The 18,496-nt window shown below is 65.9% G+C and carries 17 protein-coding genes; 6 read left to right on the plus strand and 11 right to left on the minus strand.

Annotated features, from left to right (window positions below; all coding sequences use genetic code 11):
• Positions 1 to 7: 7 nt before the first annotated feature.
• Positions 8 to 1,333: a replication-associated recombination protein A gene (locus AC3EC3_RS01865; RefSeq protein WP_488488001.1), complete on the minus strand. Its 1,326-nt coding sequence runs from the start codon at positions 1,331 to 1,333 to the stop codon at positions 8 to 10.
• Between the two features lie 126 nt (positions 1,334 to 1,459).
• Between AC3EC3_RS01865 and AC3EC3_RS01870 the strand changes: the two genes are divergently transcribed.
• On the plus strand, positions 1,460 to 1,897 hold the full coding sequence (locus AC3EC3_RS01870) for a hypothetical protein (protein WP_488488002.1): 438 nt from the start codon (positions 1,460 to 1,462) through the stop codon (positions 1,895 to 1,897).
• 106 nt (positions 1,898 to 2,003) lie between these two features.
• On the opposite strand, the gene AC3EC3_RS01875 is transcribed toward AC3EC3_RS01870, so the two are convergent.
• From AC3EC3_RS01875 to AC3EC3_RS01885, 3 genes are all read right to left on the minus strand, one after another.
• On the minus strand, positions 2,004 to 3,161 hold the full coding sequence (locus AC3EC3_RS01875) for a glycosyltransferase family 4 protein (protein WP_488488003.1): 1,158 nt from the start codon (positions 3,159 to 3,161) through the stop codon (positions 2,004 to 2,006).
• A gap of 263 nt (positions 3,162 to 3,424) precedes the next feature.
• The gene (locus tag AC3EC3_RS01880) at positions 3,425 to 3,940 is read right to left on the minus strand and encodes a hypothetical protein (RefSeq protein ID WP_488488004.1); all 516 of its coding nucleotides are present in this window, start codon (positions 3,938 to 3,940) and stop codon (positions 3,425 to 3,427) included.
• Positions 3,941 to 4,273: 333 nt separating this feature from the next.
• On the minus strand, positions 4,274 to 4,666 hold the full coding sequence (locus tag AC3EC3_RS01885) for a hypothetical protein (RefSeq protein ID WP_488488005.1): 393 nt from the start codon (positions 4,664 to 4,666) through the stop codon (positions 4,274 to 4,276).
• A gap of 269 nt (positions 4,667 to 4,935) precedes the next feature.
• On the opposite strand from AC3EC3_RS01885, the gene budC reads away from it, so the two are divergent.
• Positions 4,936 to 5,727 (plus strand): meso-2,3-butanediol dehydrogenase, encoded by a 792-nt coding sequence (budC, locus tag AC3EC3_RS01890; RefSeq protein WP_488488006.1) that lies wholly within the window; start codon positions 4,936 to 4,938, stop codon positions 5,725 to 5,727.
• 131 nt (positions 5,728 to 5,858) lie between these two features.
• On the opposite strand, the gene typA is transcribed toward budC, so the two are convergent.
• A complete protein-coding gene (gene typA / locus AC3EC3_RS01895) occupies positions 5,859 to 7,688 on the minus strand; it encodes a translational GTPase TypA (protein WP_260927547.1) in 1,830 nt (609 codons plus the stop codon).
• Positions 7,689 to 7,967: 279 nt separating this feature from the next.
• Between typA and AC3EC3_RS01900 the strand changes: the two genes are divergently transcribed.
• From AC3EC3_RS01900 to AC3EC3_RS01915, 4 genes are all read left to right on the plus strand, one after another.
• Complete coding sequence (locus tag AC3EC3_RS01900) at positions 7,968 to 8,480, plus strand: RDD family protein (RefSeq protein WP_488488007.1); 513 nt, start codon at positions 7,968 to 7,970, stop codon at positions 8,478 to 8,480.
• Positions 8,481 to 8,510: 30 nt separating this feature from the next.
• Positions 8,511 to 8,975 (plus strand): DUF805 domain-containing protein, encoded by a 465-nt coding sequence (locus AC3EC3_RS01905; RefSeq protein ID WP_488488008.1) that lies wholly within the window; start codon positions 8,511 to 8,513, stop codon positions 8,973 to 8,975.
• Positions 8,976 to 9,097: 122 nt separating this feature from the next.
• The gene (locus tag AC3EC3_RS01910) at positions 9,098 to 10,405 is read left to right on the plus strand and encodes a dicarboxylate/amino acid:cation symporter (RefSeq protein ID WP_488488009.1); all 1,308 of its coding nucleotides are present in this window, start codon (positions 9,098 to 9,100) and stop codon (positions 10,403 to 10,405) included.
• 202 nt (positions 10,406 to 10,607) lie between these two features.
• Complete coding sequence (locus AC3EC3_RS01915) at positions 10,608 to 10,904, plus strand: hypothetical protein (protein ID WP_488488010.1); 297 nt, start codon at positions 10,608 to 10,610, stop codon at positions 10,902 to 10,904.
• 51 nt (positions 10,905 to 10,955) lie between these two features.
• Here AC3EC3_RS01915 and AC3EC3_RS01920 read toward each other — a convergent pair whose 3' ends face one another.
• The 6 genes from AC3EC3_RS01920 to AC3EC3_RS01945 form a co-directional block, all read right to left on the minus strand.
• Complete coding sequence (locus AC3EC3_RS01920; protein ID WP_488488011.1) at positions 10,956 to 11,969, minus strand: copper resistance protein B; 1,014 nt, start codon at positions 11,967 to 11,969, stop codon at positions 10,956 to 10,958.
• Entirely contained in the window at positions 11,966 to 13,750 is a 1,785-nt protein-coding gene (locus AC3EC3_RS01925; RefSeq protein ID WP_488488012.1) for a copper resistance system multicopper oxidase, read from the minus strand. The genes AC3EC3_RS01920 and AC3EC3_RS01925 overlap by 4 nt, the downstream gene beginning before the upstream one ends.
• Before the next feature lie 88 nt (positions 13,751 to 13,838).
• Positions 13,839 to 14,264 carry a hypothetical protein gene (locus AC3EC3_RS01930; RefSeq protein WP_488488013.1) on the minus strand — a complete coding sequence of 142 codons (426 nt, stop codon included), beginning with the start codon at positions 14,262 to 14,264 and terminating at the stop codon, positions 13,839 to 13,841.
• 169 nt (positions 14,265 to 14,433) lie between these two features.
• Positions 14,434 to 16,599, minus strand: a complete 2,166-nt coding sequence (locus AC3EC3_RS01935; RefSeq protein WP_488488014.1) for a malate synthase G — start codon at positions 16,597 to 16,599, stop codon at positions 14,434 to 14,436.
• Between the two features lie 44 nt (positions 16,600 to 16,643).
• Positions 16,644 to 16,796, minus strand: a complete 153-nt coding sequence (locus AC3EC3_RS01940; RefSeq protein WP_260927564.1) for a hypothetical protein — start codon at positions 16,794 to 16,796, stop codon at positions 16,644 to 16,646.
• Between the two features lie 55 nt (positions 16,797 to 16,851).
• Positions 16,852 to 18,447, minus strand: a complete 1,596-nt coding sequence (locus tag AC3EC3_RS01945; protein ID WP_488488015.1) for an isocitrate lyase — start codon at positions 18,445 to 18,447, stop codon at positions 16,852 to 16,854.
• Positions 18,448 to 18,496: the final 49 nt, after the last annotated feature.

Consider the following 18,496-nt stretch of genomic DNA (forward strand, 5'->3'; position numbering starts at 1 on the left):
CGGACGCTTATCCACCGCGCCGTTCGGAGCGCAGCTTGGTCCAGTAGTCGAGGCGCTTCTTCAGGTCGCGTTCGAACCCGCGCTCGTTGGGCTGGTAGAAGTCCTGAGGTGGCACATCGTCGGGCCAGTAGTTGTCGCCGGAGAAGGCATCGGGCTGGTCGTGGTCGTAGTGATAGGCCGCGCCGTAGCCCAGATCCTTCATCATCTTGGTCGGCGCATTGAGGATGTTCATCGGCGGCGGCACCGATCCGGTCTGCCGGGCAAGGTCCATCGCCGCGGCCTTGGCGAGATAGGATGCGTTGGATTTGGGCGCGCTGGCGCAATAGACCACCGCCTGTGCCAGCGGCAGTTCGCCTTCGGGAAGACCCAGGAACTCGAACGACTGCTTGGCCGCCATCACCTGCACCATCGCCTGCGGATCGGCGAGGCCGATGTCTTCGCTGGCAATCGCGGCGAGGCGGCGCAGGATGTAGAGGGGCTCCTCGCCTGCCACCAGCATGCGCGCCATGTAATAAAGCGCGGCCTGCGGATCGGACCCGCGCACCGATTTGTGGAAGGCGGAAATCAGGTTGTAGTGCCCGTCGCGGTCCTTGTCATACACCGCCATGCGGCGTTGCAGGAACTTTCCGAGCGCAGCGGGGGTAAGCGGCTCTTCGATCCCGGCAGCATAGAGCGTCTCGGCCTGGTTGAGCAGGAAGCGCCCGTCGCCGTCCGCCGTCGAGATCAGCGCGTCGCGCGCTTCGGGATCGAGCGGCAGCGGGCCTGCCAGCGCTTCGGCCTTGTCGAGCAGGGTGCCCAGCGCCTCGGGCGTCAGGCGGTGGAGCACCAGCACCTGCGCGCGGCTGAGCAGCGCAGCGTTGAGCGCGAAGCTGGGGTTCTCGGTCGTCGCGCCCACCAGCGTCACCGTGCCGCGCTCGACGAAGGGCAGGAAACCGTCCTGCTGGGCGCGGTTGAAGCGGTGGATCTCGTCCACGAACAGCAAGGTGCGCTGTCCGGCCTTCGCCGCAACGTCGGCCTCGGCAAAGGCTTTCTTGAGATCGGCGACGCCCGAGAATACGGCGGAAACAGCCGCAAAGCGCATGCCCACGGCGGCGGCAAGCAGGCGCGCGGTGCTGGTCTTGCCGGTGCCGGGCGGCCCCCACAGGATCATCGAGGAGAGACGTCCCGCCGCGACCATCCGCCCGATCGCGCCTTCGGGGCCGGTCAGATGCTCCTGCCCGACAACATCATCCAGCGTGCGCGGACGCAGCCGGTCGGCCAGCGGCGCATCCTCGCGCGGGGTGTCGTCGGTGCTGCCGGAAGAGGGCAGGGCATCGGGGAACAGGTCGGACATGACCGCTATCTAGCGATGCTAGGCAAAGATTGCACCGGCTTGCGGGCCGGCGTAATCAGGCAGGCGTCATCAGGGCAGTGGAAAACCGCTGCCGATGGATGCAGGCAACGGGGAAGAGGATAGGCCATGGGGCTGCAGACGCGTGTGCGTGCGGGTTGGGGGTACTGGCTGGTGGCCGTGCTGGCGCTCTTGTGGAACGCCTTCGGCTGCCTGGACTTCTGGATGACGGTGACGCGCGATCCCGCCTATATGGCGCAGATGCCGCCCGACATGATCGACTGGCTCGATGCGGCGCCCGCGTGGATCTATGCCACATGGGCGGCGGGCGTGGGCGGCGGTTTGCTTGGCGCACTGCTGCTGCTGGCCCGCTCGCGCTGGGCGATCGGGGCTTTCGCGATCTCACTGGTGGGGCTGGCGGTCAATCAGGCGTGGCAACTGACCGGCGACATGCCCGCCTCGATGCACAGCCCCGGCAATCTGGCGATGACCGCGACGATCTGGGTCGTCGCGGTGGCATTGCTGTGGTTTTCGGTGCGGATGCGCTCGCGCGGTGTGCTGCGCTGACGATTAGAGGGGTTTCCGATCAGGCTGCGCCAGATCGACCACTCTAGCTTTTTGGTTTGTCGCCTTTTCCGAGTCATCAGGTGATCCCACCTGATTGGAAAATGCTCTAGCGCGGGGCGCGGGCCTTCTGACGCAGCAGGCGGACGTAAGTATCGGCCACGGCCTGATTGATGCGGTCCCAACTGAATTCGAGGCTGCGCGCCTCGCCTGCGGCACCGTGGGCGGCGCGCAGGGCAGGGTCTTCGATATAGGCGCGGATCGCTTCGGCCATCTGGTGGATCGCGCCCGGCGGCAGCAGACGGCCCGAAACGCGATCGTCGACGAGGCTCTGGCTGCCGGTCGCGGCGGCGGCGACCACGGGCAGCCCGCAGGCCATGGCTTCCAGCGTGACGTTGCCGAAGGTTTCCGTCACCGAAGGGTTGAACAGCATGTCCATCGAGGCGACCGCGCGGCCAAGGTCGGCGCCCTGCTGGAAGCCCACGAAAGCGGCGCCGGGAACGCGTTCCTCGAACCAGTCGCGCGCGGGGCCTTCGCCGATCACCAGCACGCGATAGGGAATGCCGCGCTCGCGCAGTTCGTCGAGCGTGTCGGCGAAGACGTCGAGACCCTTTTCCATGACGAGGCGGCCGAGGAAGCCGATGGCGATCTCGTGGTCGGCGATGCCGTGGCTGCGGCGCCATGCCAGATCGCGGCGACCGGAATGGAAGATCTCGCGGTCCACCCCGCGCGACCAGATCGACACGTCATAGTTCATGCGCTGTTCGCGCAGCACTTGCGCCATGGATTCCGATGGGGCGACCAGCGCATCGCAGCGGCGGTAGAAGCGGCGCAGGGCCGCTTCCATCACCGGCTCCAGCCAGGCCATGTTGTAATAGCGAAGGTACGTCTCGAAACGGGTATGGACCGAGGCGAGTACCGGAAGGTCGCGATCACGCGCCCAGGTCAGCGCCTGATGGGCGACCGGATCGGGCGAGGAGACATGAACCACGTTGGGCGCGAAGGCGGCGAGGTCGCGCCGAGCCTTGCCCGAGATCGAGAGCGGAAAGCGATATTCCGAACGGGTCGGGATCGGTACGGCGCGGATGCCGACGAGATCGCCGGTCGGCTCGAATGCGGGCTCGGCGACGGTCGGGGCATAGACACGCACTTGCGCACCCTGACGCAGCAGATAGCCGACAAGGCGGTTGAGCGCCTGATTGGCGCCGTCGCGAACGTAATTGTAGTTGCCCGAGAACAGGGCGATGCGAAGGTCGGCGGTATTCATACGCGCGTCCCATAGCCGTCCCTCGCGCGCTTGGCGAGGCGGCACGGTGTCCACAATGGTATGCAGGGCGACACGATTGTGGATCGTTGCAAATTCGTCACGTACTGGGAGACCGGGCCGGAGTGTCCCGGCATGATCGATATGAATAAGGCCCCCGCATCGCACCGATACGGGGGCCTGAGTATTCTTGAGGTTACGCACTTGGGGATTCGCCGGGTTGATTTCCCGGTCGGTCTGATCCTGTGTGTTCCCGCTACCGGCGCTTAGCGGCGCCAGTGGCCACGGTCGTCATGACCACGATCGTCATGGCCGTGGTTCCAGGCACCGCGGTCGTGACCACGGTCCCAGTCGCGGCGGTCATGGCCGCGATCCCAGCCGGGGCCGCGTCCACGATCCCAGCCCGGACCGCGCTGCCAGCCACGCGGCTCACCATACCAGCGGCCGCTGTAGTAGTGATCGCGATAGTACGGCGCGTAATAGCGGTCGTAGTAGCGATCCTGATAATAGCGGCCGGGGGCACCGTCATAATAGTAGTAATAGCCGGGACGGCCATCGACGCGCACGTAATGGCGGCGCGCATAGTAGTCGCGATCGTAGTAATAGCGATCGCCCCGGTCGGCGATGGCGGCGCCTACGGCAAGGCCGAGGATGCCGGCGCCAATGGCAATGCCGGTGTTATCGCGATGGCGATAGGGTTGCGCCATGGCAGGCGTCACGGCAGTCAGCGCGGTTGCAGCCAGTACCGTCGAAAGACCGATCTTGGTGAGTAGCGTTTTCATAATCTGTGCTCCCTTCCGGTGCCAGTCCGAGTACGGCGCGTCGGCGGGCAAACCTTGTGTAGGTGTGATGTCCAAATGGGGTTCGTCCAGTGAACCCCAACTTAACCTTGCGACAATCTGCGACAAATCGAGGGGCGTGCTGCGCCAGTCTGTTGCCGGCCATCGTTTCGATGGTGCTGTCGTCATCTTGGCGAGGCGCGAAAGCTCATGGTTTCAGCGCCTTCGCGAGGCAGCGCCCGGTTCCCGCAGTAGGGGGAGAACGGGAACCGGGCGCCTCGTGAGCCGGGGGAAGTCGGGTTAACCCCTGTCTTCCTCCCGGCTCCTCAGGAGGGGTCAGTAGCCGCGACGGTAGTTGTCGTAGTTGCGGCCATAGCCGTCGCGGTGGAAGCGGGCGTAGTCGTCGCGCGAGTGACGGCCACCGTCACGGTCCCAGTAGTAACCGTCGCGATAGTACCAGCCGTCGGTATAGACGGGTTCGGCATAGACCGGCTCGGCATAGCCGCTGTCGTAATAGCGATCATCGCGGTAGTGGTCACGGTTCGAGGACGAGGCGGCGATGGCGCCGACCGCGAGGCCAAGAATGCCCGCGCCGATGGCGACGGCGGCAGTGTTGCCGCCACGGCCGTGATATCCGCCGTAAGGGCGTGCCATCGCGGGGGTTGCGGTGGCAACGACAGCGGTGACGGCGAGAGCGGTGGCGAGGGTCGCCTTCCGGAAAATGGTCATGGTCGAAACTCCTTCCTATTGCGAGCCCGGTGATAAGGCCGGGGAGCGGACGGGCCGGTCCGGATGACCGGGGGTTTCGTCCGTTGTCGAAGATGCTTCTAGGCGAGCCTCGCTGAACGGGATTGGAGCAAGTCTGGCAGTTTCCGTTCAGGTTTGTATATCTGTGTATGAACAGAAACGCACATTTGCGCGATGGGATCGCGGGCGGGAGCTATCCCGGCAGGCCTGCGTTGCAAAAGGCAAACCCTTCAGGAACAGGAGAAATCACCATGGAGAGCCTTTCGCGCTTTCAGGGCAGGACCGTCATCGTCACCGGATCGTCCAGCGGGATCGGAGCGGCCAGCGCGCGACGTTTCGCTGACGAGGGCGCGAATGTGGTCGTTAACGGACGCGATGCATCGGCGTGTGAGCAGGTTGCAGGAAGCCTCGATCCCGAACGCACGCTCGTCGTCACCGGAGACGTGTCGGACCCGGCTTTCAGTGCCGAACTCGTGCGCCGGACGGTCGAGCGCTTCGGTGGGCTGGATGTCGTCCATGCCAATGCCGGTGTCGCCGTGGCGGGGCCATTCGCCCAGACGAGCGACGAGGACATCGGCAAGGTGATCGACATCAATGTGAAAGGCGCGCTGTACACGGCCAGAGCGGCCTACCCGGAACTGAAGAAGAGCCGGGGCTCGCTGGTGATGACGTCGAGCGTATCGGGCATCGGCGGCGATTACGAGATGGTGATCTATACTGCCTCCAAGGGCGCGGTGACGCAGATGGTGCGCTCGCTCGCGCTGGAATGGGGCAAGGACGGCATTCGGGTGAATGCCGTGAACCCTTCGATGACGCGCACGCCGATGGGCGAGGATCTCATCAACGACCCGGCCATCCAGAAAGCCTTCCTGCAGCGCGTGGCGATCAAGCGTTTCGGAGAGCCCGAAGACGTTGCCGCCGTGGTCGCGTTTCTCGCCTCGAAGGATGCCGGGTTCGTCACCGGCGTGAACCTGCCGGTCGATGGCGGCATCAGCGCTTCGAACGGCCAGCCGAACTTCGCGACGCTGCAGGCGGGGCAATGACACTGGCGATCCGGCTCACGCGCCCGGTCTGCACGCAAGCCTGCTGAAATGCGAAAGAGGGCGCGAAGCCGAAGCCTCGCGCCCTCTTTTCTGTCATCGCCGCACAAGCGCCGATATCGGAACGGCTGGGATCAGTCGTTCTTCTTGCGGCTCTGCTTCTTGCGCTCGTTCGGATCGAGGATCGCCTTGCGCAGACGGACCGACTGCGGGGTGACTTCGACCATCTCGTCGTCGTCGATGTAGGCGATCGCCTGCTCCAGCGTCATCACGCGCGGCGGGGTGAGGCGGATGGCGTCGTCCTTGCCGGTCGAACGGAAGTTCGTCAGCTGCTTCGACTTCATCGGGTTGACTTCGAGATCGTCGGTCTTGGCGTTCTCGCCGATCAGCATGCCCTCGTAGATCTTCTCCTGGGGCTTGATGAACAGCACGCCGCGATCTTCGAGCGAGTTCAGCGCGTAGCCGACGGCTTCACCGGTGCAGTTCGAGATCAGCACACCGTTCTGGCGGCCTTCGATCGGCCCCTTGTGGCTGTCGTACTTCTCGAACAGGCGGTTCATGATGCCGGTGCCGCGGGTGTCCGAAAGGAACTCGCCGTGGTAGCCGATCAGACCGCGCGAGGGGGCCGAGAAGGTGATGCGGGTCTTGCCCGAGCCCGAAGGACGCATGTCGGTCAGCTCGGCCTTGCGGCGCTGCATCTTCTCGACGACCGTGCCCGAGTGCTCGTCGTCCACGTCGATCACGACGGTTTCGTAAGGCTCGGTGCGGCCACCGTTCTCGTCGGTGCCGAACAGCACGCGGGGACGGCTGATGCCCAGCTCGAAACCTTCGCGGCGCATCGTCTCGATGACGACGCCCAGCTGAAGTTCGCCGCGACCGGCGACTTCGAAGCTGTCCTTGTCGGCCGATTCGGTCACGCGGATGGCGACGTTGGTTTCCGCTTCGCGCATCAGGCGGTCGCGGATCATGCGGCTCGTCACCTTGTCGCCTTCACGGCCCGCGAGCGGCGAGTCGTTGACGGCAAAGCGCATGGCGAGGGTCGGCGGATCGATCGGCTGGGCCTTGATCGGCACAGTGACCTGCGGGTCGGCGATGGTGTTGGCGACGGTCGCCTTCTCAAGGCCGGCCAGCGCGATGATGTCACCGGCGCGGGCTTCGTCCACGGGAACGCGGTCGAGGCCACGGAACGAGAGCACCTTGGTGGCGCGGCCCACTTCGATGACCTTGCCGTCCATGTCGAGGGCACGGATCGGGTCGTTGACCTTCAGCGTGCCCGACTGGACGCGGCCGGTCAGCACGCGGCCCATGAAGTTGTCGCGGTCCAGCAGGGTGGCGAGGAACGAGAACGGCGCATCGACGTCAAGGTCGGGCGCGGGAACGTGCTCGACGATCTTCTCGAACAGCGGCGTCAGGGTGCCTTCGCGCAGGTCCGGATCGTAGCTGGCATAGCCGTTGCGGCCCGAGGCGTAGAGCACCGGGAAGTCGAGCTGCTCGTCGTTGGCGTCGAGGCTGACGAAGAGGTCGAACACTTCGTCGAGCACTTCGGCGTGACGGCCATCGGGACGGTCGATCTTGTTGACGACGACGATCGGCTTGAGGCCGAGGCCCAGCGCCTTGCCGGTCACGAACTTGGTCTGCGGCATCGCGCCTTCCGACGAGTCGACCAGCAGAACGACGCCGTCGACCATCGAGAGGATGCGCTCGACTTCGGCGCCGAAGTCGGCGTGGCCGGGGGTGTCGACGATGTTGATGCGATAGCCGTTCCACTCGATCGAGGTCGGCTTCGCGAGAATGGTGATCCCGCGCTCCTTTTCGAGGTCGTTGGAGTCCATGGCGCGCTCTTCGACGCGCTGGTTGTCGCGGAAGGTGCCGGACTGGCGGAACAGCTGGTCGACGAGCGTGGTCTTGCCATGGTCGACGTGCGCAATAATCGCGATATTGCGCAAGGGAAGCGGGGCGGACATGCGTTTTGCCTTCGGTATGGAGGGGCAGGACGGTGCGTCGCTGCACCGCAAAATCCGCGCGCCCTTAGCGCAAGAGTGCCTGCGCGGCAAGTCCGGGGCGGTGTGGCGCTCCCGACAGAGGTGGGCCCAAAAGGCTGCGGTCGGGCGCAGGCGGCGGCATCGCGGCGCTGTCCTTCGCCCACTCCGCGATGTTGCGCTTGCGTGATACGATTCGGAAATGCTTTGAAATTTCGGGTGCCTTGTGGAACAACTTGGCGCTGAGAAAGGCCATCGCCGAAGATGGCCTGTCGCACAAACGGGGGAAAGATCATGGTGCCTTACGGCGGTTTCTGGTGGCGGGTACTCGCCTATTTCATCGACGCGATCGTGATGCAGGTGGTGATGAGTGTCCTGGGCGCCGTCATGGGCGTTGGAATCGGGCTGGGCTCGGTGATGAGCGGCATGGACCAGACCGGTGCGAACTTCGCCATCATTGCACTGACAACCAGTATCAGTCTGGTACTCAGCTGGCTCTACTTCGCGATCATGGAAAGTTCGCCCACTCAGGGCACGCTGGGCAAGATGGCGGTGGGTCTGGTCGTGACAGACGAGTTCGGCCAGCGCATCGGCTTCGGCAGGGCGACGGGGCGCTATTTCGCCAAGATCCTCTCCAGTCTGATCCTGTGCATCGGCTACATCATGGTCGCCTTCACCGAGCGCAAGCAGGGCCTTCACGACATCGTGGCGCGCACGCTCGTCTACAAGACGCGCGATCCCAAGCTGGTTGTCATGGATGAACGGGTGTTCGCGTAAGGTACGCGTGACGTTTCGGGGCTTTTTCAGATGATCGATTACATGCTGATGCCGTTCCGCCGCTATGCGCAGACGTCGGGGCGTTCGCGGCGCAAAGAATACTGGGCCTACATCCTGCTCAACCTGCTGGTCTATGGTGGGCTGGTAGTGATCGCGATGGCGATGGGCATGTCGGCGGATGCGCTGGACCGGCTTTCTGACATGGGATCGAACGCCGAGCGGTTGGGGCCGGGTTTTGCACTGCTGGCGGGGTTGGGCCTGCTGTTCTTCTTCGCGACGTTCGTGCCGAACATCGCAGTAGCGATCCGGCGCCTGCACGACCGCGACATGAGTGGCTGGTGGTATCTGGGTTTCGTGTTTCTGGGCGCTGTTCCGTTTGTGGGATGGATCGTCAGCATCGCGTTTCTGGTGGTGCTGGCCTTGCCGGGAACGCCGGGGCCGAACCGCTTCGGGGAGGATCCGAAAGATCCCGCAGGCGCAGAGGTGTTTGCCTGATGGAGCGATGAAGCCCCGGAAAAGCGTGCATTTCGCCGCGCTTTGCGGTTGCAAACAATTGCTTTGCTGCATGCGGGCGGCCCTATGCCCTATCTGGAAGGATTGAAGACGGGACGTTCCAGATGACTATCAATTACCGCAGCTTCGGGTTTCAGGTGCTTGTCGGCATGGTTGCAGGGCTTGCGCTCGGCGTGGCCGCGCGGGCGATCGGGCCTGCGGCTGGCGGTGATCTGAACTGGCTGGCGGTGACGTTGAAGACGCTGGGCAGCGTTTTCGTCACGCTGCTGAAGGCTGTGGTGCCGCCGCTGGTGTTCACCGCCATCGTTGCCTCGATCGCCAACTTGCGCGCGCTCGACAATGCCGCGCGGCTGGCGGGACAGACGCTGCTGTGGTTCGCGATCACCGCGCTGATCGCGGTGTCCATCGGCATCGCCATCGGCCTCGTATTCCAGCCGGGCGTGGGCATCGGCCCTGCCGCCACGCCGCCGACACGCCCCGATTCGGTGGGCGGCTGGCTCGACTTCCTGACCGGCCTCGTCCCCGGCAACAGCCTCGCGCTGACCGGCTCCAGCAAGCTGACGGCGGACGGCGGCGTGTCCACCAGCCTCTCGTTCAACGTGCTGCAACTGCTGGTGATCTCCATCGCGGTGGGCCTTGCGACGCTGAAAGTGGGCGAAAAGGCCGAGCCGTTCCTCGTCTTCGTGCGCTCTTTCCTGGCGGTAGTCCGCGCGATCCTGGGCTGGATCATCCGCCTGACGCCGATCGGCTCGGCCGCGCTGATCGGCACGGCGGTCGCGACCTATGGCTGGGAAGCACTGGCGCGTCTGGGCACCTTTACCGCAACGATCTACCTCGGCCTCGCGCTGGTGCTGCTGGTGGTCTATCCGCTGCTTCTGCTGGCCCACGGCCTCAGCCCACGCGCGTTCTTCGCCAAGGCCTGGCCGGCGATCCAGCTGGGCTTCGTCTCGCGCTCGTCGGTCGGGACGATGCCCGTCACCGAGACCGTCACCGAGCGCCTCGGCGTGGAGAAGGGCTATGCCGCCTTCGCGATCCCGCTGGCCTCGACCACCAAGATGGACGGCTGCGCCTCGATCTATCCGGCGCTTTCGGCGATCTTCGTGGCGGGTTTCTATGGCATCCATCTGGCGCCGATCGACTACCTGCTGATCATTTTCGTCTCGGTCGTCGGTTCGGCGGCGACGGCGGGGCTGACCGGCGCGGTGGTGATGCTGACGCTCACGCTCTCGACGCTGGGCCTGCCGCTGGAGGGCGCGGGACTGCTGCTCGCCATCGACCCGATCCTCGACATGGGCCGCACGGCGGTCAATGTCGCAGGGCAGGTGCTGGTCGCCACGCTCGTCGCCAAGCGCGAGGGCATTCTGGACGAGAGTGCCTACAACGCTGCTGCCGGAGAGCTGGCGGCGGCCTAGAGCATTTTCTAGTCAGGTTGAATTACCTGATGACTCGGAAAATGCGGCAAACCGCTTTAACCTTCGGCGCCTGATTATTCAGGACTTTGTGACAGCGCCGGGAACTGAAATTCCGTCTATGCCGTTCCCCCTGCATATGGCGCGCAAGCCTCGCGCGCCGCATCGTCTGCGGGCTTTTTGCTGCAGCGCTGGCGGGAGACGGATGATGTACGAATTCCAGTCGGAAACGGTCGCGAGCGAAGTGACCGTGCGCGTCGATCACGGCGTTTCCCCCGGCGATGCTGCACCTGTCTCCAGCAAGCAGTCGCGCGCGATCCCGGACGCGTTCGTGCAGGACACGCTTCATGCCTCCAGCCTGCTGCAACGCTCGGCGCTGGGCCTGCTCGGCAATGCCGACTGGACGCGCCGCTTTGCCAGCGATGCACAGAACATGGCCGACCTGTTGCGTGCGATGGGCTTCGTCGGTGTGCCGGGTGCGGTGACGCTTCCGCGCGGTTGACGCGCGGCTAATCGTTCGGCCCGCAACTCTCGCCGCGGGCCGAACGCATCTTCAGAACCAGGCGCGGATGCCGATCACGGCGACCGGCCGGTCGGGATCGTCGCCATCGGCCCGCATATATCGGGCCGTCCGCCCGAAGCTCTTCTGCCATTCGACACCCACGTAAGGCGCGAATTCGCGAGCGATCTCGTAGCGAAGCCGCAGGCCCGCTTCGAGCGAGGTGAGCCCCGCACCGGTGCGCAGGCTCGGCATGTCCTGCGCCGAGAAATTCGCCTCGATGCGCGGTTGCAGGATCAGTCGCTGGGTTACGCGCATGTCGTGATCGGCCTCGATGCGTCCGGTCAGTTCGCCGTGGGTGGAGAGGAACGCGCGGGCCTCCACATCGAACATGTAGGGTGCAAGGCCCTCGATCCCGACCGTGCCCTGTGTGCGGTCCGGGCCGGGGGAGATCACTTCGCGCACGCCGGCCTGCGCGTCGAACCACGGGCCGATGGCATGGCTCCAGAGGGCCTGCACCTCGGCGCTGTCGAGCCCGCCGTGGAAGGCCGCCTCGCCTTCGCTCTTGATCCACAGGCGGTCGGTATCGCCGCCGGTGCGGGCATCGGCTTCCCATGCCCAGCCATCTGCCCCTTTGCCTGACTGTGCTTCCAGCCGGTCGAGCAGGACCATGGTGGAGGGCATCGAGCCCATTTCGTGTGCCATCGCCATGCGCGCGGCGGCCATCTCGCCCGCCGGATAGAACGCATCGGCGGCGTGCGTCGGGCCGGAGAACGCACCGGGCGGGGGCGGGCCTTGTTTCGGTTCGGCAGCGGGTGAGGCAGGCATGGCCATGCCCTCCATCCCCGACATGTCATGCGAAGGGGCTGGTTTCGGAGCCGGTGTTGCAGGCGGTGTCGGCGTGGCGTGCCCGGCATGTTTGTGGTCGGCCATATCCATTCCGGACATGTCCATCCCTGCCATGTCGTCCATCGACGATTGATCGGCCGATGTCTGGGCCATCGCGGAGACAGGCATGGATACGGGCAGGGCCCAGCAGGCCCCGGCGAGCAGAAGTGCGCGGATCATGCGGCGCCTCCATCCATCGGGCGGACCGAGACGACGTTGAACATCCCCGCCATCATGTGCAGCAGCAGATGGCAGTGGAACGCCCAGTCGCCCGGCGCATCGGCGGTGAGGTCGAACGTGACATAGCCGCCCGGCAGCACGTTGACGGTGTGCTTGCGCGGGGCCCGGTCGCCCTTGCCGTTGGCGAGGTCGAACAGGAAGCCGTGGAGGTGGATCGGGTGGGTCATCATCGTCACGTTGACCAGCTTGAAGCGCACCCGTTCACCGCGTTCGAGGCGGATTGGTTCGACCATATGCGAGAATTTGCGCCCGTCGAACGACCACATGTATCGCTCCATGTTGCCGGTCAGGTAGACGACGATCTCTCGCGTGGGCAGGGTGATGTCGTCCCGCGCTTCGGGCGCTTCGAGGTCGGTGTAGACCAGCACGCGGTGATCGACCTGTTCGAGGCCGAGGCCCCGGTCGCCCATGCGATTGGCGGGCATCGGCGCGATCATGTCGACACCTGCGTTCAGATCGACACCCGGCGCATTGGCGGGGTCGCGCATTTTCATCGAGCCGTGGTCCATCGCCATGTTCGACATCCCGCTCATGCCCTGCATGTCCCCCATATCGCCCATGCCCATGTCGCGCATGGTGAGGCGGGGGGGCTTGCGCAGCGCAGGGACGGGCGCGACCATGCCGGGGCGCGGCGCGAGTGTGGCGCGGGCCATGCCCGAACGGTCGATGCTTTCCGCCACGAGGGTATAGGCGCGGTCTTGCGGCGTCACGATCACATCGTAGGTCTCGGCGACGCCGATCTGGATCTCGTCGGTCTCGACCGGCTTCACGTCGCTGCCGTCCGCCGCGATCACGGTCAGCGGCAGGTCGGGGATGCGCAGGTTGAAGATCGTCATTGCCGAGGCGTTGATGATGCGCAGCCGCACGCGTTCGCCCGCATGAAAGAGCGCGGTCCAGTTGGCGTGCGGATCGTGCCCGTTGACGAGGTAGGTATAGGGGGCCCCGGTCACGTCGGCGATGTCGGTGGGCGACATGCGCGTGCGGCTCCAGCGCAGCCGCTCGGACAGCGGCATCGGCTTGCCCGAGGGGCTTTGCGTCAGCGTCTGCTGCTGGAAGTTGAAGACATCGGGATCGACCTTGAGCTTGTGCAGCATGGCCATGGGCGACAGCGCGCTCCAGTCCGAGAGGACGAGGATCATTTCGCGATCGCTCGCCACGCGCTCTGGCCCGGCGGGATCGATCACCAGCGGGCCGATCAGCCCGGTGCTTTCCTGTCCGCCCGAATGGCTGTGATACCAGTAGGTGCCCGACTGGCGCACCGGGAAGCGATAGCGGAAGGTCTCGCCGGGGCGGATGCCGGGGAACGAGAGGCCCGGAACGCCGTCCATCCGGAACGGCAACAGCAGTCCGTGCCAGTGGATCGAGCTGTCCTCGTCCAGATGGTTGGTGACGTCGATGGCGGCGTCCTGCCCTTCGCGCAGGCGGATCAGCGGGCCGGGGACGGTGCCGTTGACGCAGGTTGCCTGCATGGTGCGGCGGCCCACCGTGAAGGGCGCGCGGGCGATGGTGAGGGCGATGTGCTCGCCCGAGAGCGTGCCGTCGGCGGTGCTCATAGGCATCTGCCCGTTCGTCGTCGGCCTGCCTGTCATGGGCATCGTGTGGTGGGAATGGTCGGTCTGGGCCATGGCCCAGCGCGGCAGCAGCAGCGAGGCGCCCAGCGCTCCGCCCATGGCTCCGGCGCGGGTCAGCAGCGCGCGCCGGTCGAATGCGGTATCGGTCATCTGTCTGTCCTCTCCGGCCGCACAAGGTGTGCCGGGATGAGCGTATTCGTGTCCGGCGCGCCTCACGGGCGGGCCGGGGTGTCGAGGCTCAGGACAGTCGCGGCGGGGGCGGATCGAGCGCGGCGGCGCGGCGCAGGGCTAGGGCGGGAAGCTCGCGAGGCGCTGGGGCGAGCGGGTCGAGCCATGCCGGGACTGCGCCTGGCAGGTCGGGCACGGTGACGCCCGCCGCCATCAGGCACGAGGCGAGGCAGTGCAGCGTTGCCGCCGCATCGTGGTGCATGTTGCCGGGAGAGGTATCGTCACAGCAGGGGGCGCGGGGCTGTTCGGACGCCATCGCATGATGGCCGTGGGCCGCCATATCCATCTGGCTCATCTGCATCGGAACCACGCCCGCGAAGGCAGGGGCCAGCACCAGCAGGAGCGCACACAACGCCATGACCAGCGCAACCGTCGTCCGGACCTCGGGCAGTCGCGCGGGCGCGCTGCGGATCGGGGAAGGGCGGGCGATGCTCACGCGAGGGACGATCCTGAAACGAAAAACCGGGAGCCCCGACCGAAAGACGAGGGGCGGCAACTGCCCTCGGCCCGATCAGGCGCTCCCAGTGTAGCGCCGGTGTTCCGTTGCTCGCAAGGGGCTTGGCGCAAGCGGTCCGGCATCCCCGGTTTGTTATCGGGGGCCCCGGTTATTGCCCGGTGGTATTGTTCTCCTTCAGATCCCGCCGGAACGCGTGGAGCAGCGGTTCTGTATAGCCGTTGGGCTGGCGGGTGCCCTCGAAGATCAGCGCGTGGGCCGCCCGGAAGGCAAGGCTCGTACATTCGTGCCCCGACATCGCGCGGTAGGCCGGATCGCCTCCATTTTGGCCATCGACCTTGCGCGCCATGCGCCGCAGCGAATCCTCGACCTGACTGGCGGACATCACCCCGTGGAGCAGCCAGTTGGCGATATGCTGCGAGGATATGCGCAGCGTCGCGCGGTCCTCCATCAGACCCACATCGTGGATGTCGGGCACCTTGGAGCAGCCGACGCCCTGATCGATCCAGCGCACGACATAGCCGAGGATGCCCTGGACGTTGTTGTCCAGCTCCTCCCAGATTTCCTCGGCCTGCCAGCAACGGTCCATCGCCAGCGGCGCCTCCAGCAGCGCATCGAGTGGCGCGACCGGCTCGGCGGCGCGGGCCTGCTGGCGCGCGGCCACGTCGCAGCGGTGGTAGTGCGTCGCGTGCAGAGTGGCGGCGGTGGGCGAGGGCACCCAGGCGGTGCTGGCCCCGCTCATCGGGTGGGCCTGCTTCTCGGCCAGCATCGCGTGCATCCGGTCGGGCGCGGCCCACATGCCCTTGCCGATCTGCGCACGGCCCGCAAAGCCGCTGACAAGGCCGATCTGGACGTTGCGATCCTCGTACGCCCTGATCCATTCCGCCTGCCGGATGCCGCTCTTGCGGCGCATCGGCCCTGCCAGCATCGATGTGTGGATCTCGTCGCCGGTGCGGTCGAGAAAGCCGGTGTTGATGAAGAACACCCGGTCCTTCACGGCATGGATGCAGGCGGCAAGGTTGGCGCTGGTGCGCCGTTCCTCGTCCATCACGCCGATGCGGATGGTGTGGCGCGGCAGGCCGAGCATGTCCTCGACCGCATCGAACACCGCATCGGCAAAGGCGCACTCTGCAGGTCCGTGCATCTTGGGCTTGACGATATAGATCGCGCCCTTGCGGCTGTTGCGGATGGACCCGCTGCCGCGGATATCGTGAAGCGCGATCAGGCTGGTGATCGCGGCATCGAGCAGGCCCTCGAACGCTTCGCTCCCGTCCGGCAGGCGGATCGCGGGCGTCGTCATCAGGTGGCCGACGTTGCGTACCAGCAGCAGGCTGCGCCCCGGCAGGACGAACGTCTCGCCCGCCGCCGTCGCATAAGTACGATCCCCGGAAAGCTTGCGCTCGATCAGGGTGTCGCCCTTGACGAAGTGGGCGGTCAGATCGCCGCGCATCAGCCCCAGCCAGCCGCGATAGGCGGCAACCTTGTCCTCGGCATCGACCGCCGCGACCGAGTCCTCCAGATCGACGATGGTGGAAAGCGCGCTTTCGAGCAGCACGTCGGCGATGCCTGCCGGGTCGATCCTGCCGACCGGGTGCGCCGGATCGATCACCAGTTCGATATGCAGGCCGTGGCGGCGCAGCAGCAGGTTGCTGCCGCTGCGCCCGGCCAGTTGCGACGGATCGGCGAGTTGGGGTTCGCCGCCGGTCCAACCGGCCCACGAGCCCTCGCGAAGCGGGGCGGCTTCGTCGAGGAAGGCTTTCGCCCAGGCGATCACCCGCTGGCCGCGCGCCCGGTCGAAGTCGCCGTGCGGTGGTGGCGCGCCATCCAGCGCATCGGTGCCGTAGAGCGCATCGTAGAGGCTTCCCCACCGCGCATTGGCGGCGTTGAGGACGAAGCGCGCGTTGAGCACCGGCACGACCAGCTGCGGCCCGGCCAGCGAGGCGATCTCGGGGTCGAGATCTGCGGTGCCAATCGTGAAAGGCGCAGGCTCCGGCGCCAGATAGCCGATTTCCTCCAGAAAGGCGCGGGGGGCACCGGTTCCCGCGCCGGGATGTGCGCGGTGCCACTGGTCGATCTGGCGCTGAAGGCTGTCGCGCGTTTCCAGCAGGGCGCGGTTTTCCGGCGTGAAGCGCGCGATCAGATCGGCCAGCCCCTGCCAGAACGCCTCCGCTGCGATCCCGGTGCCGGGCAGCGCTTCTTCCTCCACGAAGCGGGCGAGTTCGTCCGCTACGTGAAGCCCCGCGCGCGAGACGAGATGCTCGATCCCGGAAGGGGCATCGGGGCGTGCGCCGGATGCAAGAGTTGCGCTGGTGGCCATGGGTTTCATCCTCTCTTGGTCGGTTTTTGCTCTTTTACAGGGCTTTATCGGACCCGGCCCAGCCGGTGCAGCAGGTGCGCGTACTTCGAGGATTCCGGCAACTCGCCGATCTCGCGCGCATAGTGCGCGACAGCGGTGCGCAGCAGCTGGAAATCCTCGGTCGAGAAGACCGCGCGGGCACGTTGGGGTTCAGTCATGTCTAGTCTCCTTCTTCTTCGGTGGGGTTGTCAATCGGTAGTGGTCTTGGAGGTTTTACGCCGCGAACTGGTTCATCGTGTTGTCGGCACCGCCCGCCTTGAGCGCGGCATCGCCGGCGAAGTATTCCTTGTGGTCGTCGCCGATGTCGGAGCCGGCCATGTTCTGATGCTTCACGCAGGCGATGCCCTGGCGGATCTCCTGGCGCTGCACGCCCTTGACGTAGCCGAGCATGCCCGCCTCGCCGAAGTATTCGCGCGCCAGATTGTCGGTCGAAAGCGCGGCGGTGTGGTACGTCGGCAGGGTGATGAGGTGGTGGAAAATCCCCGCCTCGCGCGCCGCGTCCTTCTGGAAGGTGCGGATGCGCTCGTCGGCTTCCTGTCCCAGTTCGGTGCCGTCGTAGTCCACGCTCATCAGCTTCGCCCGGTCGTAGCCCGACAGGTCGCGGCCTTCCTGCGCCCAGCGGTCATAGACCTGCTGGCGGAAGTTCAGCGTCCAGTTGAAGCTGGGCGAGTTGTTGTAGACCAGCTTGGCATTGGGGATCACCTCGCGGATGCGGCTGACCATCCCGCCGATCTGGCCGATGTGCGGCTTTTCGGTCTCGATCCACAGCAGGTCGGCGCCGTTCTGGAGCGCGGTGATGCAGTCCAGCACGCAGCGGTCCTCGCCGGTTCCGGGGCGGAACTGGAAGAGGTTCGAGGCGAGGCGCTTGGGGCGCATCAACTGCCCGTCGCGGGTGATCAGCACGTCGCCGTTACCGATCTGCGCTGGGTCCACCGTCTCGCAATCGAGGAAGCGGTTGTAGGCATCGCCAAGGTCGCCCGCCTCCCGCGTGAAGGCGATCTGCTTGGTCAGCCCCGCGCCCAGCGAGTCCGTGCGCGCCACGATCACGCCGTCGTCGACGCCGAGTTCGAGAAAGGCATAGCGGACCGCGCGGATCTTCGCGAGGAAGTCCTCGTGCGGGACCGTGACCTTGCCGTCCTGATGGCCGCACTGCTTCTCGTCCGAGACCTGGTTCTCGATCTGGATCGCGCAGGCCCCGGCCTCAATCATGCGGCGGGCGAGCAGATAGGTCGCCTCGGCATTGCCGAAGCCCGCATCGATATCGGCGATGATCGGCACGACATGGGTTTCATGCGTGTCGATCGCGTGTTCGAGACGCTTGGCCTCCATCTCGTCACCCGCCTCGCGCGCCTTGTCGAGATCGCGAAACAGCAGGCCCAGCTCGCGCGCATCGGCTTGACGCAGGAAGGTGTAGAGTTCCTCGATCAGCGCCGGAACGCTCGTCTTCTCGTGCATCGACTGGTCGGGCAGGGGGCCGAACTGGCTGCGCAGCGCCGCGATCATCCACCCCGAAAGATAGAGGTAGCGGCCCTTGGTGGTGCCGAAGTGCTTCTTGATCGCGATCAGCTTCTGCTGACCGATGAAGCCGTGCCAGCAGCCCAGCGACTGGGTGTAGGCCGCCGGGTCCGCATCGTAGGCGGCCATGTCGCGGCGCATGATTGCGGCGGTGTGGCGCGCGATGTCGAGTCCGGTGCGAAAGCGGTTCTGCGCCCGCATGCGGGTGGCCGCCTCCGCGTCGATCGCCTGCCACGGGGCGCCGTTCCCGGCGATCAGCGAGGCAAGGCTGGTGATGTCGGTCTGGTAGGTCATCGGGCACTCTCTTGTTGCGAGAAACTGTGCCTCGGGAGGTGCCACGGGT

Source organism: Novosphingobium sp. BAM6, from assembly GCF_057784955.1.